Source organism: Candidatus Krumholzibacteriota bacterium (assembly GCA_034520215.1).
In the GTDB taxonomy this organism is placed as follows: domain Bacteria; phylum Krumholzibacteriota; class Krumholzibacteriia; order Krumholzibacteriales; family WJIX01; genus JAGHBT01.
In genome coordinates this window covers 1-24,971 of sequence record JAXHNR010000001.1, presented here as the reverse complement: position 1 = coordinate 24,971, position 24,971 = coordinate 1, and the positions used below count along the sequence as shown (strand labels likewise).

20 protein-coding genes are annotated in these 24,971 nt (G+C 49.2%); 5 read left to right on the top strand and 15 right to left on the bottom strand.

The window, feature by feature from the left end; all coding sequences use genetic code 11:
* Nucleotides 1-63 precede the first annotated feature (63 nt).
* Nucleotides 64-327 (bottom strand): YggT family protein, encoded by a 264-nt coding sequence (locus tag U5O15_00100; GenBank protein MDZ7859064.1) that lies wholly within the window; start codon nt 325-327, stop codon nt 64-66.
* A gap of 120 nt (nt 328-447) precedes the next feature.
* Nucleotides 448-1,137 carry a YggS family pyridoxal phosphate-dependent enzyme gene (locus tag U5O15_00095; GenBank protein ID MDZ7859063.1) on the bottom strand — a complete coding sequence of 230 codons (690 nt, stop codon included), beginning with the start codon at nt 1,135-1,137 and terminating at the stop codon, nt 448-450.
* A 589-nt stretch (nt 1,138-1,726) separates the two neighbouring features.
* Here U5O15_00095 and U5O15_00090 point away from each other — a divergent pair.
* Complete coding sequence (locus U5O15_00090; GenBank protein ID MDZ7859062.1) at nt 1,727-3,832, top strand: oligopeptide transporter, OPT family; 2,106 nt, start codon at nt 1,727-1,729, stop codon at nt 3,830-3,832.
* A gap of 74 nt (nt 3,833-3,906) precedes the next feature.
* On the opposite strand, the gene hutH is transcribed toward U5O15_00090, so the two are convergent.
* The 4 genes from hutH to U5O15_00070 all read right to left on the bottom strand — a co-directional run bounded on the left by hutH (nt 3,907) and on the right by U5O15_00070 (nt 10,883).
* Entirely contained in the window at nt 3,907-5,487 is a 1,581-nt protein-coding gene (hutH, locus tag U5O15_00085) for a histidine ammonia-lyase (protein MDZ7859061.1), read from the bottom strand.
* 59 nt (nt 5,488-5,546) lie between these two features.
* Nucleotides 5,547-7,481 (bottom strand): DUF3857 domain-containing protein, encoded by a 1,935-nt coding sequence (locus U5O15_00080; protein MDZ7859060.1) that lies wholly within the window; start codon nt 7,479-7,481, stop codon nt 5,547-5,549.
* Nucleotides 7,481-9,559 carry a DUF3857 domain-containing protein gene (locus U5O15_00075; GenBank protein ID MDZ7859059.1) on the bottom strand — a complete coding sequence of 693 codons (2,079 nt, stop codon included), beginning with the start codon at nt 9,557-9,559 and terminating at the stop codon, nt 7,481-7,483. The genes U5O15_00080 and U5O15_00075 overlap by 1 nt, the downstream gene beginning before the upstream one ends.
* Before the next feature lie 283 nt (nt 9,560-9,842).
* Entirely contained in the window at nt 9,843-10,883 is a 1,041-nt protein-coding gene (locus U5O15_00070; protein MDZ7859058.1) for a putative manganese transporter, read from the bottom strand.
* A gap of 228 nt (nt 10,884-11,111) precedes the next feature.
* Between U5O15_00070 and U5O15_00065 the strand changes: the two genes are divergently transcribed.
* Nucleotides 11,112-11,639, top strand: coding sequence for a DUF4136 domain-containing protein (locus U5O15_00065; protein MDZ7859057.1), 528 nt, complete (start codon nt 11,112-11,114; stop codon nt 11,637-11,639).
* A gap of 15 nt (nt 11,640-11,654) precedes the next feature.
* On the opposite strand, the gene U5O15_00060 is transcribed toward U5O15_00065, so the two are convergent.
* From U5O15_00060 to U5O15_00045, 4 genes are all read right to left on the bottom strand, one after another.
* Nucleotides 11,655-11,849: a hypothetical protein gene (locus tag U5O15_00060; GenBank protein ID MDZ7859056.1), complete on the bottom strand. Its 195-nt coding sequence runs from the start codon at nt 11,847-11,849 to the stop codon at nt 11,655-11,657.
* Nucleotides 11,850-11,881: 32 nt separating this feature from the next.
* Nucleotides 11,882-13,381 carry an SDR family oxidoreductase gene (locus U5O15_00055; GenBank protein MDZ7859055.1) on the bottom strand — a complete coding sequence of 500 codons (1,500 nt, stop codon included), beginning with the start codon at nt 13,379-13,381 and terminating at the stop codon, nt 11,882-11,884.
* 212 nt (nt 13,382-13,593) lie between these two features.
* Nucleotides 13,594-15,075: an aminotransferase class III-fold pyridoxal phosphate-dependent enzyme gene (locus tag U5O15_00050; protein MDZ7859054.1), complete on the bottom strand. Its 1,482-nt coding sequence runs from the start codon at nt 15,073-15,075 to the stop codon at nt 13,594-13,596.
* Nucleotides 15,076-15,114: 39 nt separating this feature from the next.
* The gene (locus U5O15_00045; GenBank protein ID MDZ7859053.1) at nt 15,115-16,158 is read right to left on the bottom strand and encodes a DUF4236 domain-containing protein; all 1,044 of its coding nucleotides are present in this window, start codon (nt 16,156-16,158) and stop codon (nt 15,115-15,117) included.
* A gap of 219 nt (nt 16,159-16,377) precedes the next feature.
* On the opposite strand from U5O15_00045, the gene U5O15_00040 reads away from it, so the two are divergent.
* Nucleotides 16,378-16,545 carry a hypothetical protein gene (locus U5O15_00040; protein ID MDZ7859052.1) on the top strand — a complete coding sequence of 56 codons (168 nt, stop codon included), beginning with the start codon at nt 16,378-16,380 and terminating at the stop codon, nt 16,543-16,545.
* 426 nt (nt 16,546-16,971) lie between these two features.
* Nucleotides 16,972-17,838: a metallophosphoesterase gene (locus U5O15_00035; GenBank protein MDZ7859051.1), complete on the top strand. Its 867-nt coding sequence runs from the start codon at nt 16,972-16,974 to the stop codon at nt 17,836-17,838.
* Nucleotide 17,839: 1 nt separating this feature from the next.
* Here U5O15_00035 and U5O15_00030 read toward each other — a convergent pair whose 3' ends face one another.
* The 4 genes from U5O15_00030 to U5O15_00015 all read right to left on the bottom strand — a co-directional run bounded on the left by U5O15_00030 (nt 17,840) and on the right by U5O15_00015 (nt 24,074).
* On the bottom strand, nt 17,840-21,019 hold the full coding sequence (locus tag U5O15_00030; GenBank protein ID MDZ7859050.1) for a PEP/pyruvate-binding domain-containing protein: 3,180 nt from the start codon (nt 21,017-21,019) through the stop codon (nt 17,840-17,842).
* Nucleotides 21,012-22,769 (bottom strand): PEP/pyruvate-binding domain-containing protein, encoded by a 1,758-nt coding sequence (locus U5O15_00025; GenBank protein ID MDZ7859049.1) that lies wholly within the window; start codon nt 22,767-22,769, stop codon nt 21,012-21,014. The genes U5O15_00030 and U5O15_00025 overlap by 8 nt, the downstream gene beginning before the upstream one ends.
* A 60-nt stretch (nt 22,770-22,829) precedes the next feature.
* On the bottom strand, nt 22,830-23,717 hold the full coding sequence (locus U5O15_00020) for a Glu/Leu/Phe/Val dehydrogenase (protein MDZ7859048.1): 888 nt from the start codon (nt 23,715-23,717) through the stop codon (nt 22,830-22,832).
* 183 nt (nt 23,718-23,900) lie between these two features.
* On the bottom strand, nt 23,901-24,074 hold the full coding sequence (locus U5O15_00015; protein ID MDZ7859047.1) for an NAD(P)-binding protein: 174 nt from the start codon (nt 24,072-24,074) through the stop codon (nt 23,901-23,903).
* A 215-nt stretch (nt 24,075-24,289) separates the two neighbouring features.
* On the opposite strand from U5O15_00015, the gene U5O15_00010 reads away from it, so the two are divergent.
* Nucleotides 24,290-24,460, top strand: coding sequence for a hypothetical protein (locus U5O15_00010; GenBank protein ID MDZ7859046.1), 171 nt, complete (start codon nt 24,290-24,292; stop codon nt 24,458-24,460).
* Nucleotides 24,461-24,711: 251 nt separating this feature from the next.
* Here the strand turns inward: U5O15_00010 and U5O15_00005 are convergent.
* Nucleotides 24,712-24,971, bottom strand: a 260-nt coding sequence (locus U5O15_00005; GenBank protein ID MDZ7859045.1) for a hypothetical protein, incomplete at its 5' end; no start/stop codon positions are given.

Below are 24,971 nucleotides of genomic sequence, written 5' to 3'. Positions count from 1 at the left end.
TTAACAAATTAGTTTCTGGTTTTTATTTTCCATTTCGCCAAACCCGGTAAAACAACCGGTCTATTAATACTGCCATTTCTTAATAATAAAAGCTGCCAACTGCAGAATTATTATTACCCCGACTGCCGCCCAATCGATCCTTCCAGCCTGCAAGAACCTTCGAAGGGGCGTAAGGATCGGAGAAAAAATTCTGTCGAGTATAGCAAAAACCTTCCCCCTTTGTTTTTCCTCCAGGATCTGAAGCAATATATAAATCAGCAGCATAAACGTGCATACATTCAGGAAGGCAATTATTAATCCAGACGGACTTTTTACAAAATAATCCATAATTCATAACTATTCAAGCTTTTGCGGCCTTACTGATAATTCAGTTTTTCGCCCGGCCCGGCGAGAAATTGCCGCTTTATACAATTTCCGGCAATTTTTTTGCCGGAAGAGGGAGCGGTTTTACACATTTCTCGGGCCGAAAAGAACTCTTCCAAGCCGTAAAATAGTAGATCCTTCGGCAACGGCAATCTCAAAATCATCAGTCATACCCATAGACAGATGCTCCATCGAGATATTTTCCATATCCTGTCTCCGGAGCTTTTCACTCAAAATGCGAAGCCCTCTGAATGTATTTGCTATAACAGAGGTGTCATCCACCCAGGGCGCCATTGTCATAAGACCTCTCACTTTTATTCCCTCAAGCCCTGAAGCCTTCCCGCAGAACTCCTCGACTTCATCAGATTCAATTCCGAATTTAGATTTTTCACCACTCGTATTGACTTGAATCAATATATCCGAAACGATTCCCTCTTCGAGGCTTAGATTGCTTATGCGCCTCGCGAGTCTGAGTGAATCAACTCCATGTATCAATTCAAATCGTCCGATAATCTTTTTGACCTTGTTCCTCTGCAGGTGACCGATAAAATGCCACTTGCAGTTTGCCGACACATTTTTCGATTTTTCGAGAAATTCCTGAACCTTGTTTTCACCGATATCAAAAAGTCCCGCTGATACCGCTTCTTCAACAACCTCCGGTCCGTGAGTCTTGGTAACGGCAACTATAGTTATTTCAGAAGGATCACGCCCGGCTTCTTGAGCGGCCCTTTCTATTCTTTCCTGAGTATCTTTTAAGTTTTCCTCGAATGACACTATCTTACACCTCTCAAAATAGAATAACCAAATCCTATCGTAACTCTTAAGCTGATTAAATTCAATCTTAATATGAAGTGGAGTTTCCCCAATTTTTATAACCTATAAGGTAGTCGATGATTTGTAACAGTATGCGGCTGATTGATATTTTCAAAATCGTGGTCGGTTTCTCGCCGGCCGAGGAAACCGCTGGCTCTGCGCCTCGGGCTCGCTCTTTCTGCCCCTTCGGGCCAGAAATCCTTGCCCGCTCGCCCTCCGGAGGGTTTTGAAAATATCAATCAGCCGCACTCATCAGCAATGAAAACCCTATTCCACTTACCAATCCTGATAACTGATTGTATCTCGCAATGTTATTACAATACTTGCCGAATTTTCGGGGGAACTCCTGTAATATGAACTGGAGTTTCCCCGGCGGCCGAGCAAGTCTGCGCGCTCTGAGCCTCGGACTCGTTCTTTCCTTTTGAGGCTGTTTGCCGGCCGATTAATAAAAAATTTGTGAAACTCCGACTTAAAAATATGTTGACGCTATTTCTATAAGTAAGTAAATATGAACCCTGAAAGTTATTGTCACCCAGGAAAGAGGAATAGAATGAATGAAAAACAACAGGAATTTAAACCCTACATCCCCGCGGATAAAAATTTACCTGAATTTACATTGCGGGCTGTACTGCTCGGAGTTGTACTGGGACTTTTGTTCAGCGCTGTCACAGTATACCTAGGCCTCAAAGCCGGCCTTACAGTTGCCGTAAACATCCCGATAGCGATTATAGCAATCGCGTTCTTCTCGGGATTCAAGCAGAAGGTCAACGTGCTCGAGCTCGCGACCGTGCAAACCACCGGAGCGGCGGGCGAATCGATCGCCGCTGGAGTTATATTCACACTTCCCGCGCTGATTTTTCTCGGATTCCAGCTCGATATAACAAAAACCTTTATTGTCGCTCTGGCAGGCGGTTCTCTCGGAATATTCTTTCTTATTCCCCTGAGACGCTATCTTATCGAACATGAACACGGCATTCTTCCCTATCCGGAGGGTATAGCCTGCGCCGAAGTTATCAAGAGTAAAGACAAAGGGGGGTCGCACGCTAAATCCGTATTCTGGGGAGCGGGGATAGGCATCGTTTACAAACTGCTGATGACCACCGGGCGCTTCTGGAAAGAAACCCCCGTATGGAATCCGAAATTCTACAACGGCGCCACTCTGAACTGCGAGGTTTCTCCCGAACTTCTGGGCGTAGGATACATCATAGGACCTAGAATCGCCGGAATCATGGTGGCCGGAGGGTTCATTTCCTGGATGCTTTTAATACCTTTGATCAAATTCTTCGGCGCGTCAATTCCAATTGAAATAAGCAGAAGCGGAACAATAATTACAAAAACTCTGGGAGATGTGACAAATTATTCGATCCTGTGGAGCAAATACGTGAGGTACATAGGGGCAGGGGCGGTTGTAGCCGGAGGAATAATAAATCTAATCAAGGCTCTTCCGACGATCATTTACTCGTTCAAAGATTCCATAGCCGAGCTGCGAGGGGTAAAAAGGGGCGGAGAATCGATAAGCAGAATATCGCGGGATCTGCCGATTACATTCGTTATTGTCGGTATCGGTCTGGCTTTTATACTGATCCTTATGCTTCTTACTTTTATAATTCATCCCGGGCACCTTTTCGGAAATTTCATAGCGACTATACTTATTATAATCTTCGGTTTCTTCTTCGCCACGGTATCATCAAGACTTGTGGGCGAAATAGGAGTTTCATCGAACCCGACTTCAGGAATGACAATCGCGACCCTGATGGTTACTTCTCTGCTTTTTCTGGCTGTCGGCTGGTCGGGCGGAGTTTACACCGCTGTGGCCCTGATGATCGGCTCGGTAGTATGTATCTGCGCGTCAAACGCGGGAAATGTCGCGCAGGCCCTCAAAACAAGCTATCTCATCGGATGTACTCCAAAAAAACAGGAATATGGATATATAATCGGTGCTTTCACCTCTATCTTCCTCGTTGGCGTAACACTCATAACCCTTAACAACGCCTTTACCGTAGAAGAGACTATCACAGATCCCTACTTCACCATTCCGGAAAGTGCGTCGCTCGAGAGAGTGATCGAGCGCGACGGAATAAAATTCAATGTCTACGGCAGTCCGGGTACGGGAGAAAAGTTTTTCGTCGAAAAAGAAGATCCCTCTCACGTGATAAGGCAGGAAGCGGGAATCGGCTCTTCGAAACTTCCCGCGCCTCAAGCCCGCCTTATGGCGACTGTTATAGACGGAGTCTTAAACCGGCGTCTTCCGTGGATACTTATCCTTATGGGTATATCCCTGACGATCGGCATGGAGCTGTGCGGAGTGAACGCTTTGGCGTTTGCCGTTGGCGTATATCTGCCCCTTTCGATCACCGCCCCGATCTTCGTCGGGGGAGCCCTCAAGTGGGGTGTCGACAAATTCTCCGGCCGGGGCAAAGAAGCAGGCGAGGAGTCCGGTTCCGGAATGCTTTTCAGCAGCGGGCTTATAGCCGGAGGAGCGCTCGGCGGGCTTCTCTTTGCTATACTTACCGGATTTGATTTGGATAAGATGCTGGCTTTCGGCCCCGGGATACTTGGAGGGCTCACTGATAAAAGCTGGTTCAGCGTAATTATATTCGCAATACTGTGCGCCGTGCTCGTAAGAACAGCTTCAAAGAAGGTTTCTAAAAGCTGATCTTTATTCAACCGGCACAAACTATAATCTATTTAACAAGCTCAAGGGGGCGCGACTCTAATCACCCGCCCCTTTTAATAGTCTTCAAATATCTTCTCTTCGTCATTTAACAGAAGAATGTTCTCTTTTTCCGCCGCTTCGCGCGAGATCTCCGCCAATTTCCCATCCACTATAATGTTCCTGGCAATATTCAAATCTTCTCCGAATATCCTGTCTCTCTCAGCATGCCTGATAAATCTCCTTATATATTTATGGCACGATTCAAGGATCTTGCTCGACTTAAGGGGTCTTCTGAAATCAAATGCCTGAGCGCTGGAGAGCAATTCAACCGCCAGAATGTTCTCGAGATTATCAATTATTCTGTTTAATTTCCTGGCGCTTATAGATCCCATACTTACATGGTCCTCTTGTCCCAGAGATGTGGGGATGCTGTCAGCGCTCGCGGGAAAGCACAAACCCTTGTTTTCGGAAACAAGAGCGGCGGATGTATACTGCGCCATCATAAAACCTGAGTTAATGCCGATATCCCTCATGAGCAATTTCGGCAAACCCTCGTAACCTCCTTCGAGAAGAAGATATGTTCTTCTGTCAGAAATATTTCCCAGCTCACTTACGGCCACGGCGGCATAGTCAAGAGGAAGAGCGATGGGTTGACCGTGAAAGTTGCCGCCGCTTAAAGCTTTATTCCCCTCTAGAATAACCGGATTATCGGTAACGGAATTCAGCTCTATCTCTACCGTTTCTTTCAGATGAAGCCAGGCGTTTCTTGAGGCGCCGTGCACCTGCGGCATACACCGAAGCGAATAGGGATCCTGAACTCTCGCGCAGTCTAAATGGGACTTGACCATTTCAGATCCCTCCAGAAGGGCCTTCAGCCTGCGGGCTACATATCTGGTTCCCGGGTAGGGGCGCAGGCGGTGAAGTTCTTCGGTAAAGGGGGAGGTTGAGCCGAGCAGGGCTTCTAATGTCATCGCGCCTATTATGTCCGCGTTGTCCAGACAGTTCTTAAACCTGTCGACAGCCGCCGCGCTGAATGCCGTTATAAACTGCGTGCCGTTTATCAGTGCCAGCCCTTCTTTCGGGCCGAGCTGCAGGGGTTTCTTGCCTAATTTTAGAAGAATGTCCCCCGAATCGTATTCAACCCCTTTATACCTGACTTTACCTAGACCTATCAGGGGCAGAAAGGTGTGAGCGAGGGGCGCTAAATCGCCCGACGCTCCGACAGAACCCTGAGAGGGGACAACGGGAATAATATCATTTTCGATATGCCACAGTATCCTCTCAACCGTTCTAATGGACACGCCCGAATAGCCAAGCGCGAACGAGTGAGCTTTGAGAATAAGCGACAGCTTAGCTATCCTGTCCGGCACTTTTTCTCCGACACCCACACTGTGGCTTCTCAGAATATTATACTGTAGTTGATTCGTCTGTTCGGCAGATATTTTTGTCGTACAAAGGGGGCCGAACCCCGTATTTATACCGTAAACCGTTTTCCCTTCTTTTAAGATTGCCTCAACGGTATTTTTTCCTCTCTCTATCTGTCCCGCGGCCTTTTCAGTAAGTATCCCCTTTATGCCGCCTTCGGCAATCCCGAGCGCTTTCGCGGCCGAGAGCTGTTCGCGTCCGTATTTAAAGACCTCTCCGCTCAACGTAATTCACTCCCTCTGTGTTCCGGCGTGACATCAAAACCCCGACACGCGGCGACCACGCGGATTTACCTTATCATAACAGTTCTGCCCGCCGGATCTTCCTCCTCGATCAGCAGCGCCTTCAGCTCAGGCCAGAGTTCACCAGATACTGTCTTCACTTTTAATATCAGTTCGCGGCTGACAGTAATCCAGCCGTCTTTATTTCCCGCGCTGAGAGAATAATGCCCCGCTTCATTGTCTATCTCCCTCTCTTTGGGCAGACGGACAATTTCCCTGCCGCCCGTTTTAATCCTGAGACAGATTCGCTGTTTAAACTTTCCCCGCAGGAGAACAGGTGAAGTCCTGCTCTCCTGGTAAAGATATATCCCCGATGAAAGTTTGTTGAGTATACTTCCCTCGGGATCTCCGATTATAAACCGCTCTCGTCCATGCCGGTCCTGATCTCTGCTTTCCAACTCAAACTCAAAGGCCGTACTGACAAGCGAGGGCGTAAAAATCCGGGGATTAAAACCACTCACCTTTGCCCCCTCGAGCATAGAGCTGACCGTATTTCTTAAAAAATTCAGAGCTTCGAAACCCGATCCTGTCATTTCATCATAGGGACTGAACAAACCTTCCGCCCTGTATTCTCCTTTGCCCGTCCAGTTTCCGCCGTCACCTGGTTTGATGGTAAGAACCAAATCCAATCCGCTAACAGTCTGGGAATCACACATAACCTTCCGCATTCCCGGAAGTTCTCCGCTCGCCGGCTCAAAGACAACCCGGCCCGTGAATTTGCCGGATCCTTCGTACAGCTTTCCCTCATACGGCTCGTAAAAGGCCTGAAAATCGCCGCCTGTCACATAGAGTCCAATCCTCTTAAACCTGGAAAGTCCCGGAACGCCGGTATCAATCGGGCGAAAACCCTTCGAACGGTACACCGGCTGAGCATTCAGCCCGGCTTTACGCATAAGCGCCGCGGCAAGAACAGCCCTGTCAAGAGAGTGGCCGTATGCGGTTTCCCAGGTGCGCTTCGCGGGACGCGGGGATAGAAACCAGAAGCTGGAGTCGTAATGAATGCCGCGGGTCTTTTCACCTACAAGTTCAACCGCGGCTAGGGCTTTCGCGGCTGAACTCGGCTCGTATTCTGTTCTCTCAGCCAGAGTGTCCGTAAGCTCCTCAGTCAATCCGGCCGCGCTGTCAAAGCTCGAAAGAACCTTCTTGCCAAGCTCATTCCAGCTCTTCCAAGTTGACCATACTACATAGGGATAATAATCAGCGGAATCAGATATACGGGGCAGTCCGAGACTGCCTGTCATTTCCATTCTCCAGATATATGTTTTAGCTTCTCCGCTGCCTGAGATCATTTCGGGTTCAGGGGCGCCGTTTCCGCCCGAAAAATTAAAAACCCCCTCTTCCGGAACTGAAACACTGTATTCTACCAGAGCTGCCGGGTCATTCCGGGGGAATACCCACAACCCTTCACAACCCTTTTCCGATCCGCGCGGCTCTTCTATCTCATATACCGTCTCGATAATACAGGGAATCTCAACGCCGTCGTGGAGAAGCATCACCTCGCGCATATCTGTATAATCATCCGCTCCGGTTAGTCCGAACGGAAGTGTTTTTACGACCGCGGTGGAGCTTATCTCCTTCTCATCCGGCCACCATTTATCGTCACGCCACGTTCTCAGTTTTATTACTTTTAAACTCGAAGAAGCAGTGTTATAGGGAATCCGCAGATCGGCGTATTCCCGCACGCCGCGGTCGGTCCCTATCCATACAACGCTATGTACCCGCGCGCGCTTTAATCCGTTTTCGAGAATAGAAATATGCCTGCTCTCCAGAAGCAGAACAGCATCTTCGCCGGAAGGGTCGAGCTCTTTTTCCGCCCTCGCCCATAACCTGTCAAGATCGTGCCCCTCAGAGACACCCATCTGTCCTGCAAAAACGGGGATCGATAAAAGAAGCATAATGACTAAATGAGAAGTGACCAGACCGCTTGTCCTTAAAGCTTTCATTAGTTGCCTCCCTTCTCAATACGGAAGATTTCTTCGCCCCATAACTTTGCCTCCTCAAGCGCTTCGCGGAATCCGCCGTAACCGTCTGGCGGAATCTGCCGCCTTCGTATCTCGGCGCGGTGATTGATCACAAGGTCGGCGCCGTCCTCCCTGCTGGAACCTTTAAAGTAGGCGTATGTGCGGTCTATCTCTTCAGACGAGGGAAGATCGGCAGTTTCGTAGCCTCTCGGCATTCTGATTCTTTCTGTTCCATCGATGAGCTGAGTGTAATACAGGAAGAGATCTGTTTCTCTTCGTTCATCCAGATTAACTGAAGCCGCCCGGAAAAGCCGGGCGTTATTGAGAACGACTTTCATTAGTGGACTTTTAAACTCGTACCCTCCCGCTACGCGAAGCGCGAAACGAGGGATGCGGTAATCTATTTTAACCCACATATCCGAGCTGAAGTCATCCGGCTTAAGAAACTCATATTCGATCCTTTCCACCCTGCTGCTTATTGGAACGATAAGTCCCGCCACTGTCAAGTCAAGTTCCGATTTGCGGCTTCCTGATATAATCCGGCGCAACCTGCTGTCAAGCGCTCCGGATCCCGACAGCTCGAACGTACCCTCCAGCGAGCCGTCACGGCGCAGTTTGGCGTTGTGAACAATCTTGAGCGGAGATTCTTCCGGGGGGCTGTAGGCAATTCTGTCAAGAGTTTCCCCGCCCGGAGTTCCAATTAGATAGTCCTGTTCCGCCTCCAGAAGCGACCATATATCGTTGTTAAACGGCACCCATGTCGGATCGTACATTTCGAAAGATCCGTCCTCTCCCCTCAGTGCGCAAACGCAGTGATTGAACTGATCGGCGGGGACTTTCTCTATACGGCTTCCAGCCATCGTCATCGCCGCGTAACTATCCATCCCAGCCGCCCGCATCATAGTAATCAACATTCCCGCGATATCCTTGCATACACCGCTTCGCTGATCGAATATCATGGAACCAGGATGAAGGGTAAACCCCTCTCCCTCACCCATAGTCTGTCCGCTGTAACGAATATTCTGAGCAACCCAGTGAAGAAGAGCCTTTGCTTTCCGTTCTTCGGATGCGTCTTCAATATCAGCTTTTCTGAATATCTCATCCACTTTCTCTCTGATCGCCCCTGTAACATCAAACTGTCCCCGATTAACGTCAAAAAACCAGCGGCTCTTTGTCTCCCAGTCTTTAACAGTCGCCATAACAACCTTGGGCGCATAGTCGCTCGGGGCCGGCTGGGCGGGTTCGTGAGTTCTCGAAGGCAGGTTCAGCCCCCACCAGGCGTACTCCGTGCAGTCATCATTATATGTAGTGCTGGAATAAAGGGGTCCGTTGTATATTTCAGAGTGAAGCCTCTTATCCGGCGGAAGACTCAATACGTACTTCTTCTCTATAACAGGTTTCGAGGCGGAGAAGAGCACTATATCGAAGTACTCCCCGGGCATAGGGGGAATATACTTTTCGTCCCCTTCCACAGTGGATGCGGTATCACTTCCCGCTCCTGCAGGCGCTTCATTCTCAGCGTGCCCGAGCAAAGCGTATGTAAACCCCTTGCGGAATGTTCTGATTTCAATGCCGTCATTTATCCTAAGTCTTGGAAGCTGAAGGGTCTTGACGCGGTCCTTCCAGTATATCATAGACTGCGGAGCCGGAAGATCACGCACGCGTGAAACATCAACCGGAATCCGCTTACCGTCTCTTACGATGTTCACCTCACGGACCTCAACGTGACTGCTCCTTGGATCGTATTTCCAGTTGAGCACCGATCTGTTCCGGCATCCAGCGGAACTCAAAACCTTGTAAATAAGGTATTTATCAACATAGGTAACCCCGGATGGTTTCACGCTGTTTCTCGAGTAATCGTATACTATAACACTGGCTGCTCCATCGTGATCCTCTGCGGTTCCGGCCCTTTCCAGGCGCGAAAACAGATCCGGCGGGGGCGTATCTCCCGGCGGAAGATCACTTTCCCGCGAGGCCTGCAAATGCGCGGGGGCTGAAAGAAGAATCAACCCCAGCAGGGCCGCGAAGGAAAAATACTTTATCCATCCATTTCTTTGCAAACTGAACCTCCTGTCTTATAAATCTCATTCTATCGGCAGTTATTTAAGTAATAGTAGATTATAGCAAGTTGTATTTACGGTCAAGGGGGTAGACAATAAAACTGTTATTAAAATTTCTTTTAAACCGCCAACCTCGAGGAACGGTCAAATTCCGGGGTATTCACATATTTGCATGACATTCCCCAAAAGTTCAGCAATGAATCCACTAAATTGTGGATTGAGAATTAGTTACAGGGGAAAACAACTGGAATGAATCCATCAACGTTATTTAATGCGGCTGAGCTTAAAACCCGGCCGCCAAAGCGGCTGCTCCTACAAGCAGCCCTACTAGAATGTTAACAGCTTTTACCAGAAAAAAGGCCTTTCTGGATTCAGCGAGCATGGGAAGCATCCCGTGACCGTCCTGAACAATAGAATTCGCCAGAAGGATACTCAAGGGGAGTGTGCCGCTCACATACAGGGTGAGAAAAACAAGGTGGGGGCCGGATTGCGGTATCAGCCCCGCCAGACAGGCAACCAGAAGAAAGATCCATCTCCCCCATCCTGAGTGTCCGCTTATTCCAAGATCCAGATACTCCCTCAGAATAAATATCAGAAGAAGGGTGCCGAAAGCCCAGAGGAAAATTTTCGGGAGATGTCTTTTTGCTATATGCTCCCAGAGATGCTCCTGCAGAAAATGATCCGTTACCGTAGAGACAACAAAAAGCGCTCCGGCTGAAACAATCAGAACAGTTACTCTGATCCAATTCCATTCGCCCGGGCCTATATGTCCCGTCACAACAGCAGCTATTATCAAAACTAAAAGCAGCGCGAGAACCGCCCTGGCAAGCGAACAGTTCTTCCAAACCTTTGTAGTGCGCCCGGCTGAAAATGAGCAGCAGGTGCCGTAGTCTTCATGAACTTCGAGCTCGCAGTATTCATCTTTGCCGGAAATCCCGCGTTTCCCGAGGGAAAAATCGGTTAAAACCCCGGCTATAATCCCAATTGCGAAAAGCAGTCCGCTGATTATAAGAGCCTGAGAGGGGATCATCGTCAGCATCAGAAAAGCCTCATCACCGCTTGTCGCTATCATAGCCGCCACAACGGCGCCCAGACTGATAAATCCGTGGGAATACATCGCGACGACGGCAAACGCGCCCAGACAGCCGGGAATTACTCCCAGAAGAGCCGCCACCAGATACTGCCCCCACTTGTTGGAAGATAAGATTTTCCGCCAGACCCCGCTCGTAAGAACATTGAGATATTCGAGCAAAAGCATCATCACGAATACAAATCCCGTGATCATAACCGTTTGCCTGAATATACCAATTATACTTCTTGTCATGACATCTCTTCCCTTAAAACAAGCTTTTTAGAGAAGCTGAAAGATCTTTCGAAATAGATTTTATAACCCCGCTATATCAAAAAAAACCTCCGATGTAAAGAACAATATCACTTGAGCCGTATACGGTCATGGGGGTACACTGATAGTTGAAAAGAACTCTTCAGACAATTCTCAACGGTCAGCAGAGAGTGAAGGTAATATTTATTAAAGATACGGAGAGGAAATAAAATGAAAAAATTCCTTATACCCGCAGCTGTTGTTCTGCTCTTTTTATCCAGCTGTTCCACGATACGCGTAAAAACAGATTTTGACCGTGGCGCGGACTTCTCCCTCTACAAAACGTACAGATGGATACCCGAGAATAAGATAAAACCCCGGAACAGACTGATGAAGGACCAGCTGATAAGAAAACACGTTCATTCAGCGGTTGAGAGGGAAATGGCCAAAATGGGATTCATAAAGGCCGGGCGCTCGACAGCCGATCTTCTCATTACCTATTACATCGGAACGAAGAGAAAGGTTGACGTGACACGCTACGGATACGGCGGATGGAGACGTTTTCATAACCGGCCGGTAAGTGTGCGTAAATATAAAGAAGGGACTTTAATCCTTGATTTTGTCGACGCGGGAAACAAACAGCTCGTATGGCGGGGCTGGGCCTCCAGTGTATTTCACGGAAGGGAAAACAGCGCGGAGGATATCGCCGAATCGGTAGAAAGACTGCTCAGGGAATATCCTCCGATAAAAAGGGATTAAAGAATTTAAGGGTGATCATTCGAGAAGCGATCCGGGGCCGAGGGCCCCTTCTTCGAACAGAGAGATCTGCTCTCCCCTACCCGCCTGCTGAAGATTCAAAAGCCCCACACCTATAAGCCGAACTCCCTGCCGCGGAACAGATTCGGGAAGAAGAGCTTTCGCTTCCTTCAATATCACCCTCGCTAGTTGTGTTCCCCTTTTCAGAGTCACACTTCTTGTGATCTGCTTGAAATTGGAATCCTTCAGCTTCTTTTTTCAATCTGCTCTATAAGCCCTTTGAAGATAAAATGATGAAAGGGCAGAAAAAAATACCAGTAGAGTTTTCCGAAAACAGATCCGGTATAATACCATGCCGTTATTGACAACTCTCTGGACTCTTCCTTCTCTAAGATATTAAATTCCAGCCAGGCATTTCCGGGAAGCTTCAACTCGGATCTCAGAAGAAGCCTTCTGTTTACCTGAAGATCCTCGACACGCCAGAAATCCACAACATCGTTGACCTTCAAATGAGACATTTTACGCCTTCCCCTCGACGTGCCGACACCGAGTATTATTCTGTCAATCGCGCCCCTGAGCCGCCATAACCAGTTACCGTGGAACCATCCTTCAGGCCCCCCGACCGCGCAGATTGAACCGAAAAGTTTCGCCGCCTCCTTCCCGGTAACAAGTGAAGCAAAAGCCTTATATTGGGGAGCTTCTTTCAAATCGCCGAGTTTCGGCAGGAACTTCCTAGAAGGGTAATACGCGTTGGACCATCTTGTCTTCACTCTGTCCTTTTTTTCTTTGGCAATTGCTCTCTCTATAGCTTCTTCAAACCCCACCATGACAAAATCCACATACTCTTTTATCTTGTTTTCTCTGCAGACAACATCATTCTTCAATCCCTCCATAAGGCATCTCGTAATCGGCCCCGGAACGGGTGTGAGGAGACTCGTTATATATGAATAAGCCCCTGTGCTAAAAAAAGATGCCGGTACAAAAACCCTTTTTACACCTAGAACAGCGGCAGTCTTTTCCAGCATCTCTGAATAACTCATAACCTCACGGCCTCCAACGTCAAACATCTTTCCCGATGTCTCTTCTATTTCAAGAACAGCTACGAGATATTTCACTATATCCCTTATTGAAATAGGCTGGCAGAGACTTTTCGCCGCCCGCGGCTCAGGAATAATCGGCAGCTTTTTTACAAGATTCCCCATAATTTCATAGGAAGCACTGCCGGAACCTATTATCACAGCGGCCCGAAGCACTGTAACCTTCACATTTCCGGAACACAGTTCTTCTGAAACTTCAATCCTGCTTCTGAGATGTTTCGAGAGACCCTTAGCCACATCGCCAAGACCCCCGAGATATATTATTCTCCTGATATTTCTTTCCTCAGCCGCTTTCCTGAAATTACAGGCCGCCCTGATATCCGCTTCGGCAAATTCCTCACGGCCCAGAAGCATGGAATGAATCAAATAATACGCTACTGACACTCCTTCAAGAGCGCGTCTTAAAGCGTCCATATCAAGAGCGTCCGCGACAACAACTTCGCATTCGGGCCAAAGAGCTTTATATTCAGAGGGATACCCCCTGACCATCACACGAACATTATATCCCCGCGCCGTGAGCTCAGGGACCAGCCTGCCGCCTATGTATCCGCTTGCTCCTGTTACCAGGACCGTACCGGCATCAGGGTCAGGTTCCGTCGGTAAGCCCTGACATAACAAACTCTCAATAGAAATTCCCACAGCGGCCATTCTTTCGTCCCGTTACGCTGCCCGGCCGGTAAAAACAAACTCCCGGCAGGTTTTTATAAGAAGCTGTTACTTCATTTTTTTGTCACGAGAATTTATAATAACACTTTACAGGAATAATCGTTCATCACAACAAAATCGCCGCGTGAGACATTTCCGCGGGGCGGCGAAAGAGGTCAAGGAAACTTTTAAGAATACCCCTCTGAAAGCCTACCCTACCCCAGCTCCTTCAGTCCGTCCCTTACAGCTTTGATGATAAGATCTATTTCCTCTGATGTAATGTTAAAATGCGGAGTAAATCTTATTCCATTGTGCCCGCCGTGTATCATTCCAATACCGTGGATACGCAGGTAATATTCGAATCCTTTTTCACCCACTACCTGGTACCTGTCCGGATTTAATTCGGCGCTGACTATCAAACCTGTGCCAGTTACCGAGATTATCGCTTCAGGAAATTCCGCGGCCAGTTTTTCTAACTTTTCGTAAAGTTCTTCACCTTTTTCACGTATGTTGACCCGCAGACGGTCTGTAATATCATCGAGTACAGCGCATCCTACTTCGAGCGCCCTCGGGTTTGTAGTCATGGTATTTCCATACACGCCGGGTGTGTATATATCGGCGAACTTCTTATTCAAACCCAGAACAGACAACGGATATTGCCCGGCGTTAAGAGCTTTTGAATAGGTCTCGCAATCGGGGGCTTCGCAGCCTTCAAACCCGGGGTAGTCCACAATACTCAGACAACCCTGTACCCTTAAGGCCGCCTGAACAGAATCGACTATAAACATCGAGCCGCTTTCAAGAGTGAGTTTCCTGGCGAGGTCGTAAAACTCTCTGGAAACCGCCTTTCCGGGCTCACCCTCACCCATGACAGGTTCAATGTACATAGCTTCAAAGAAAACATTCTCTTTCTCCGCCCGCGCAAAAGCCTCTTTAAGCGCTTCACAATCGTTGAGGGGTACGGTTACAAGAGTTTGTCCCTTTTGAAAAGAAGCGAGATGTTCTTTATAGGCGTCCATACATGAATCGGAAACGGCCGCGGCTCTGTATGTGCGCCCGTGGAAGCCTTCCTCTACCGCCAGCTGCTTTATCGTTCTGCCCTCATGAGGCGCACCCTCAGAGGTCTCCAGAAGGGCGTTAATATCAGAAATGCGGGAAGCGACACTCACCGATTCAGATCCGCTGTTCATGCATATGAAACGGCTGTAGGGGCATTCCCCGCGTGTATGCCCGATTTCCTTTTTCAGGCGATTGGTAAATCGTTTCTGGCTGAATTGGGGAGTCATAACATTCGCCATCACCCAGGGCTTTGCCATCGATTCGAGCAGTTCCGGCGACGAATGGCCCATACCCAGCATGCCGTAACCGGCTGAATCGTGTATAACCGCGCCGTGGCTGGTCACTATCCACGGCCCCGCGGCGCTTATAGCTACAAATGGATTTCTGGTCTCTGATTTATAAAAATTAACGAACTCCGATTGAAGTAATTTGCAAAGCTCTTCTTCAGGCATGGAAAGTTCTTTCTCAAACTCACCGCGGAGACGCTTATGCTCGCTTACCGCCCGCTTAATTGCCAGCGGCAGCTTTTCGTCCCTTTCACAGAACTTACGGATTGCGTCATCGTCCAATCCGCCGGTGATCCTCTTCCCGCCATAATCTCTTATCTTTTCAAGAAGCATAATAGGATCTTCAGCCATGATTTTCTCCTTTATTCCGAATGTAAAGAATTGCTGTTTTTATACCTTCAACCTGGCGGCGACATCCTCATAAGACGGATCTTCCGCGTATAATTTCTCAAATTCAGCCCGCGCCCTCGACTTTCTTCCGAGTTTGCCGTAAACCAGAGCCCGTTCATAACGAATGGCTTTAAGCAGAGTTTTGCTTCTGTCTTTTTTCCGCCGGGCAGCTTTCGTCAGGGCATCTCTGGCTGCTGTTAAAAGCCCCATAGTCTTAAGTGCCTTTCCTTTGTAAAGCAGAAGCGCGGCGTGAATGTCAGATTCATTCTCTACATCAGATGCCATTTTTACTATCTCCCGGCATGCCCTATGGTCACCCGGATCGGCCTCAAGAGAGAGCTCGGCCAGAGAGACCTTTACAAGCACGTCGTCCGGGGCCAGATTGCGGAGTTTCAAAAGGGTTTTTACAGCTTTATCATATTCTTTAAGCTCCTGGTATGCCTCGACAAGCCCGAGGAAAAGCCCCCTTCGCTTCGGAGCGATATGGGCGGTAATTTCATCTGTAATAGACATGGTGAGAAAGAGAGAAATTCCGTATTTATCAAAGTAGCGTCCTAAATTATTATGCAGTTTATCAGCGGCGAGAAAAGCTGAAACTGCGTCCGGGAAGCGCTTCCGCTTAAGGGCAATAAATCCAGCCATAAAAGCGGAGTCTGCTATATGCATCGACTTGTAGAATAATTCAAGAGCTCTATCTTCATCCTTTTCAACAAATGCTTTGAGGCCGTCAACAAAATCCTCCTCGTCCTGAGGGGTAAACAACCTCTTAAAAAACCCGAGTGTAACTCTCTTCTCAACCGGAACCCGGCGGGGTGAATAAACCTCTGAAGAGGATGAGCGTGAACCGGATGACCGTTTACGCTTCTTTGAACTTCCGCGCTTTTTACGCTCTGTATAGTATAATCCCGTTCCGGGAACGCCTACCGTTTTACGGGTGCCAGAAGTTCCCGCGGACACCCTGGCCCCCCTGGGCCCCACAGAGACCGAACCGCCCCTTTTGCTTAGATTCAGAGTCAGCCCGGGTGCTATACGTTTACGCTTTATAAAACGAAAACCGATGGCTATACCCCCTTCAGTTTGCTTAGAGTTTTCGGCAAGTCGGGCGCGGATACTTACTACAGATATATAGTAGAGGCAATCGCTTAAAATATCAAGATACCATTATTTTTTTTTAGATATTGAATCTTCAGAAACGCTTACTCCGACACGCTCAGAGTCTCCACTATCTTTGCTGATAACTCATTTGCTGTATACAGTTTATAGATGAAGAGCGCGTGTTCATCCAGCATCCAGCGGCTTTCTACCACATCGGCAGTAAAAGCGGACATGAACAGACACTTAAGACGCGGGTGGCAGGGCAATTCACCTGAAAAATGCTTATCGGGAAGAGCGTTGGATTTTCCCGGCAGGCTGGTAATCGGCCCCCGATAGAAAGATTACAGCAAATACAGCTATTAGAGAAATGGGGTTATTTGGAGTTCCCTCTGAAAATTCGGCAAGTATTGTAATAACATTGCGAGATACAATCAGTTATCAGGATTGGTAAGTGGAATAGGGCTTTCATTGCTGATGAGTGCGGCTGATTGATATTTTCAAAACCCTCCGGAGGGCGAGCGGGCAAGGATTTCTGGCCCGAAGGGGCAGAAAGAGCGAGCCCGAGGCGGGAGTGGCAATTCACTCGCCGGGGGAATTGACCACGATTTTGAAAATATCAATCAGCCGCATACTGTTACAAATCATCGACTACCTTATAGGTTATAAAAATTGGGGGAACTCCACATGGGGTTATATATTGCCACAGCGGGGGTATTCGTTATATTGTAACGTGTCCGGCATATACCGGCAGGAAGGTTCTTTATGAGTATTGAACAGAATACCAGATCATTCTTCGTCTCCGACCTTCACGGCAAGACCCCCAGGTTCACAAAGCTGTTTAGGGCTGTGGCGGAGGAAAAACCGGGGTTTTTGTTTGTCGGCGGGGATATTCTTCCTCCGATAGATCCGCCGCAGTTCTCCGGAGAGAGATTTCTACGCGGTTACTTTCTCGGTGAACTGGCCAAACTTCGTGACGGGCTCGGCGATTCATACCCGCGTGTTTTTGTTATTCTGGGGAACGACGACGGCAGGCACGAAGAAAATTCATTGATAGAAGCATCAGAAGAAGGGCTTATTGATTACATTCACGGCCGCAGGGCGAAGGCTGCCCGCTGGCAGGTATTCGGATATTCCTTTGTTCCTCCCACCCCCTTCAGGCTTAAAGACTGGGAACGGTATGATGTCTCCCGATTCGTTGATATAGGATGTATATCTCCTGAAGAAGGGAGCCACAGCTTCTCCATGGATAAGAACGATCTCAAGTACGGTACTATTAAAGAGGACCTTGAGAAACTTACCGAAGGACATGATATGGATAACGCGATCTTCCTGTTCCATTCGCCTCCCTATAAGACAAACATCGACAGGGCCGATCTCGACGGAGTCAGGATAGATCACACCCCCCTGGATGTACATGTCGGAAGCATTGCGATTCAAAGATTCATAGAAAAGAGGCAGCCCCTGATGACCATGCACGGACACATTCATGAATCAGCTCGAATTACAGGCTGCTGGCGGGAACGGATCGGAAAAACCCTGGCGGTAACGGCAGCTCACGACGGACCCGAACTTGCCCTGGTCAGGTTTGACCTGGCCGACATCGATAATGTTGAACGTGAGCTGATCTGAACTATTTGTTCTTCTTCTTTTTCAGAGGAATTTCCCTGGCCGGGTCTGTAACAGCGCCTATCTTGACCGCGTAGCTGTTCTTATTCTCTATATCCTCGTCGGTGACTATATGAACATCCAGCAAGCCCCCCGTACGGTAACCGGTCCTCAGATAGTTTATCTCATCCAGACACAGGCTCCAACCTTCCAGCCAAAGCTTAAGCTCCTCGCGCTGGTTCTCTGTGCCCCTGAAATGTATAAGGACATCTATATCGCTGTTCAGGCCTGCCGTGGCGTTCTTTGTACTTCCGAAAACATAGAATCCCTCTACACCGAAACGCTCCGGGTCGACCTCGGAAGCTATATGCTTCGCCATTCTCAACCTCCACAGCCAGTGCTTCTCCGCGGGCAGATCATGGTCCTCCACCTGAACCCCTTCCCTTATCTGCTTCTTATCCGGTTCCGCGAGTATACCGACCGCCTCGTTGAGTTCGGCATTCATTAGAACCCTCAGGATGAGCCCGTCAGTTACTTCGGGCAGATCGATCAGTTTTATTACATCTCCCAGATGCGAATATTGAGGAACGATTTCAGACAAAATATTCCTGGAGCCAAGAAGAAAGCGTTCATTAAAGACGTTCTCTTCTTCGTCAGGGTAAAGGGGTAGATACCGAATCTGCCCTTCCACCAGGTCCTGGAAAAAGTGAGTCCCGAATGACAGATCGGGCATATAGTTGCCCTTTTTTCTTGCTATCTCAGTAAGAACGGCGGTGTTGTTTATGTCGGAATAAGTCACGCTGACACCCATCTTTATATCACCGCGGCTTCCCCACCTTCCCGGCCCCATCAGTATGAACCCGCGCTTGGGAAGCACCTTATTCAATTCGCCGACAGCCCTTCCCACCTCTGCCATCTCTTCCCTGCTGGAAAGCTGTGAATACTTCTCGGGGTCGACGTAGACGATGTGTGTCAGGTCCGGAACCAGCCCGTTGGAAATATAGCGGTGAGCGGAAAAGAGCATTCTCTCTTCGGAGATATCCTTCGGAATCGCCGCCGGAGCACTGTCCTCAGAGAAACTCTGCGGCCTGCACTGCAGAAGGTAGAGATCCTCTCCGTCATGGGCGAACTCCACATCCACGGATGTCTCGAGCTTGTCTGAGAGCATTCGAAGTACCCCGTCCATCTGCTCGACCAATCTGGTCTTCTTTATCATACCGTCGAAAGTAACCAACAGGTCATCCTTCTCAAAATCGATATTCATCGCCAGAGGAGTCTTCAGATGGCCTTCCTCATATCTGGATACCATCTTGCTGAACAGAGGAAGCTCCCGCCCATGCTTTTTCAGCAGCTCCTTAATATCCACCGTCTCGAAAGATTTAGTCCGGAGGTTAATCAGATCGAGTTTTCTGGGAGAGTAGTAAACCACTTCATCCGGGGTAGCGTTCACCTTCAGCGAGGGCTGTCCGGGGGCCACCAGTACCGGGTAATCCTCACTTATCCTGTCCACTGCCCTGGTTCCCAGCCCGGGGACCATCCGCATCAATCCATCTTCCCTCTTGATTCTGGGCGACCATCTGAAATCGTTCCTGCTGAAAGCCACGCCGGCAAAAGCGGGAAGGAAATAATCCCCTATCCTGTTTCCCACTACCTCCTGTATGATTATCCCCATCTCTTCGTTGAAGTCGAGAAGGTTCCTCTCCGCCCTGTACTGTATCGGATCAGGCCCGAAAGTGGAAGAATACACCTCCGCGATGGCGTCCATCAGGTCCTCCAGCCGCTGCCTCTTACTGCCCTGGTTGGCCAGGAACAGACTTTTGTACTTACCCGAGAAGGCCGCCCCCAGGCTGTCTTCCAGAAGACTGGAAGATCTCACTATCAAGGGCTTTTCATCGAATTCATCCAGGGCCATCGAGAGCATCTGAACTATCTCCGGAGGGAAACTTCCGTTCTTGAATGTTCTTACCACGTAAAGGTACTCCATACGCACCTGTCTTATATCCTTGTACTTCTGCTCCATGATTTCATCCAGGTTATTGTACTTCAGAAATCCCAGTAGAACATCAGAGGTAATATACCAGCTTTTAGGCGTCTTTATTTCCTTAAAGAGATCCTTTGAATCTTTTGACTTCCTTATAATATTCTCAGCCAGAAAAAGTCCAGCGCTCTTGCCGCCCAGTCTTCCCCGGCTGTCCTTGGTGTAAATTATGCTGTCTATAATCTTGAAAAAATCTTCGATGGAAAAGTAATTCTTGGCAATTCTTATATAATTCAGCTGGCTGGAGAAGAACTTCCTTATCAGAGAAACTACCACCCCTTTTTTCGCCACATTGGACAGTTCCACCCCCTCGCCGGCAATATCGCGGTAGCGCCTGACAGCTGATATCACCTCAGGCAACGTCAGGTTCCTGTTGGCAACGTGGGCAAGGAATTTGAGCTTATCGTCAGCTATCCACTTCTGAAGGTAATTAAGTATCCTGCTGTCGGTGAAGTGCTTGGCGGCGACACGGAATATCTTATCACATGTCTCATCGCATAAATCGATCTTCTGTCTCTCTCCGGGCTGATTTACTTCACCGCTCAATTCATTGTCCATTGTCCGGTTCTTTCCGAGACAACCCGATTCTATCTCCTCCACTTCAGCAATACCGCTCCAGTTCAGATGATTCAGCATCTTCTCGCAGAGGGTTGCGTGCAGATTCCTGTCAGTGTGTCTGAGAAGATTAAGGATAACCTGCCATTGTCTGGATTCATCCTTCTGTTCGCGGCTGACTTCACCGTCAGGAGCTTCCTCAAGCTGCATGTAAAGGATATGACTGCCCAGCCTGTCCGCTATCGCTTCGAGGAGTCTCTTTTCATGTTTGAGAAAGTGGCCCTGGTCCTCCCCGGACACCTCCCTGGTATAGTATACCGCAACCTCTCCAGCCTTCTTCTGCTGAACCATGATATCTGCTTCCAGTACCCAGGGGGTTTCCTCAAAACCCGGAGGCTGGTAAACATCGGTGCCGATGGTAATCCTTGCCATACAGTACTGGGGGTACTGCCAGCCCCACGGAATAGCTTCTATAATTTCGTCGTAAACCTGCTGCTTTTCCTTTCCGGATTTTTTAAGGATCTCCTCGATCCTGTAGAGGCATTTCAGCTCCTTTTCCCGTTCACGGAAGGACTGGATCAGGTTATCCGAAATATTCTTCTTGTCATCCATGCAACACGACTCCCATGCTCTTTCTACCGTCGACTTTTACCCGCAGAGGCGAGGAGGTTTCGACGTGCTTCAAATGCTCGGTCTCTTCTATAATATTATTGTTCCGCAGCCATTCCCAGTCAATACCTGATTCTTCCCTGTGCTCCAGGGAGAAATAGAAGATCTTGAAACTGGTAACATTGTGAAAGAAATGAGAACCTTGGCTCAGGGGGAAGCTGAGTCCGGGAAGAGAAGCCTCAACAATCACCTTTGCGCCTGATATCTGGTCAAATTTCACCGGAATTCCGCCTGAAGGATCGGAAGTGCCCCACCTTCCGAATCCAACAAGAATGTATTCCCTCCCCGCCTTGACCAACGACCGGTTAAGAGCATCCATTTCTTCGGCTATCTTCTCTGTTTTCCTGACATCGAATTTTTCCGGGTCGACATAGACTATATCCCTTATGGAATCAATAGTTCCGTTTCCCAGCACCGTCTCTGATGACAGAAGAACCTTTTCCCCCCTCATTTCATTTTCATCCAGCTCCACTGTGGACTCCGAGACCACCATCGGCCTGATCTGGAGAAATCCGAACTCGGCGGGTTTTCCTCTTTTTATGTCCATCCGGACGGCGAATTCTATCTCCACCATTACTCCAAGACTGTCCTCGCAGGCCTTGAGAAGTGTCTTGAGAAGGTCATTGAGGGGTATGATTCCAGCCTTCAGAATCGGGGCGAAATCTATAATCCGGGGACCCTTGCGTCCTGTCCCCATAACGATTTTGCCGTCCTGAGAATCCAGTGTGGAGGCGATATTCTTCAGAGTTCCGTCATATTCGCCGTCTGTCAAATCGTATTTATTCATATACTCGGTCTCGTTCAGGGGATCGTAAGCGGCGGGGCCTTTCATATTCACAGCCCAGAACTCTGTCTGGGTATTCTTCAGCATGTCGTTTATGGAGTTAAACGGCGCGCCCGCTTTAGGATAAGCCGGAGAGTAAGACCAGGCCATCCCTTCGTCTACTATGGTTCTTCCGAGCCCCAGCGCCAGATCCGCCACACCGTCTTCAGGGGAAGCGTTTCCGGTTGGATAGAAATTATAAGACCTTACAACTCCCGAGATATTCGGATAGAACCTCTCTCCGAACTTCGATCCGACCACCTCCTGAATAATCACAGCCATCTTCTCGTCCCTGGTGGTGTGATGGGTGGCTTTCATGTAGTTTCTGGCCGCCCCGAAGAAGGTGGATGCATAAACATATTTAACCGCTTCTACGAGTTTACTGAACCTTTTGTCCACTCCGGGCTGATTATTCGGTATCATCTTGGTGCCGTAGACACTGGCGAAGGGCTCGAACATGGCATCCTCGAGCATACTGGAAGACCTCACAGCCAACGGCGTATGAACCTCATGTACCAGCGCCCTTAGATCCCCCACCAACCTTACCGGAAGGTGGGCTCTCTGAAAGGCATGAGCTATCAGATCATCCCTCTTGTCGGAATACGCTATGGAATAGAGATCGTTCTCCTTCATGAAGAGATCGAAATATTCCGTTGTTATTACAGTCAGTGTGGGGATATAAGCATTCAGATCCGGGGCGAACCTTCCGCCTAACTCGGAATCTATGATACCCTTCATCTCTGCCAGGCCATGGGCCTTGCCGCCCAGTTCACCTCTCCCAATATATGTGAATCTATGATCACTGGAAAAGAAATCCCGGTCAAACGGCACCAGCAGGCCACGATGCGGGCTGTAATTTTTCATCCCCATCAGTGAGATCCTCTAAGCTGAAAAAGAGGTTAAACTTCCCGTCTCGCCCTACATAACGACTCAGACCCAGCCGCGCTCCGCACAGGCTTCGGCAACTCTTCCTACAGCTATAACATAAGCGGCTTCCCGAGCGTAGAGATCTCTGGATTTTCTCATTTCATTAACCGCTTCGAACGCGCTGGTTATCTGGGCGTCCAGTTTACCTATTACCTCATCCTTCTCCCAGAAGTAGTTCATATTGCACTGTACCTGTTCGAAATAACTGCAGGTAACCCCCCCGGCGTTGGCCAGAAGATCCGGAATCATAAAGATACCCCGTTCGGCTATCTCCTTATCTGCATCGGGGGCGGTAGGACCGTTGGCACCCTCCGCGATGATCTTTACCTTTTCACTTATTTTCCCTACGTTGTCAGCTGTAATCTGATTCTCAAGCGCAGCCGGCACCAGAATATCCACATCCTGTTCGATCCAGGCATCCCCGGGAAGCACTTCGTAACCGAGTTCCTGCGCCTTCTCCCTGTCGATACCGCCGAAACGGTCGGTGATCCCCAGAAGCTCCTCAAGATCTATGCCGCCGCTCTTTTTGTAACTGTAAGAGGTTTGGTCCTGCTGATCCCAGCAGGAAACGCATATCACCTTGCCCCATATCTTGGTGTAGAGTTCAATGGCGTATTGAGCCACATTGCCGAATCCCTGAAAACTTGCCGTTGTGTCTGCGGGCGGTATACCCAGCTCCTTGAGCGCCTCCCTGACGTTGAATATTACTCCATATCCTGTAGCCTCTGTTCTCCCCAGAGATCCTCCCATTCCAACCGGTTTTCCCGTTATGAAACCGGGCAGCTTTTTACCCCTGACTGTTTCGAATTCGTCCAGCATCCACAGCATGTGCTGTGGGCTCGTCATAACATCCGGAGCGGGAACATCATTAAGCGGTCCGAGATTCTTCATCAGCTGCCTTTACAGCAATACGTACAGTTTTTTGCAGGCCTTGGTTCAGTTACGTCTGCTTGCCCCATAGCCTATACACTCCTTCTTCCCCCATCGGAATGGTGAATTTCCATGATGGTGGTACCGGTCCATGCTTCCTTACATCGGTGGACATCACCGCTTCGGTCCATCGCTCGCGCATATTCAGGGGCCGGTGAGCTCTTCGTTGAACTCCTGTAGCCCGGAAAACCGTATGCGAATGCGCTGCAGCAGGACACCTCCGAGTTCGACGTCCCGTTCGGCTAAAGCAACACGGTATCCCTTATCGTGGATGGTGTGTGTCGCTGCGAGCCCAGCTGCACCTCCTCCGATGACCAATGTATCCTATTCCCTAATTCTCTGCATCATTCTCCCCGCAGTACCGGGCTCTTCGGACCGCGTTTCGTCACTTCCCCGTAGCTTTTTCCGGTTTCCCTCATGAGTATGTTGATAATCTTGCCGGTACAAAATCCTCCCTGACAACGACCCATTTGGGCGCGGGTAGAAAAATTTGATGCCATCGAGCGTCTCGTGGCCTCGGCGTATTGCCTACGATGATTTCGGCTTCCGAGACGTTTTCAGCGGCAGGGGGTGTTACCGTCGTGTGGATTTTCCTGGATGAGTTCGTCGATTTCGTAGACAGACTTGTTTCTGATTCGGGGCACATCATCGACTTTTGGATCGTAGTCGGTTCGTTCTTTTCAGTACGAGTCCCTCTGTCTTGAGAATATCCTTCACATACTTCGGCAATGGCGGGAGAGAGCGGTGAGGCCCGGCGACCGAATGCCGGCCACATGAATAAAGCGCGGAATCTTTCTGCTTGCCGCGATGTAGAAGATCTCCGTCCGGCAGGGCTGTTTGCGGTCGTAGGCCGGAGAAGGCGGTAATTACATCTCCTGTGGAAATCTTCGGAACCATCTGTCTGGCTGAATCGAAGATCTGCTTCAGTTTGTCCGAGGTAGTGGACAGGTCGTCTTTACTCCCGCACTTCCTCGGCGGTGGGACCGACGAGCGCCGTTTCCCTCGACGGTGGGAATAACTCCAGCATCCCCTTCGACACCGCGTTGGGAACGGGGAAGATAACCTTGTTCGGACATGCCTTCGTCATTCGGTCGAGGAGGTAGTATTCACCTTTGCGTGGGCGTATGTGACTACTACCTCGGCAGGCGAAAACTTTGGAAACCTTGTCGGCGTCAGAGTTCCCGCTGCGTAGACCACATAAGCGGGCGGATACGG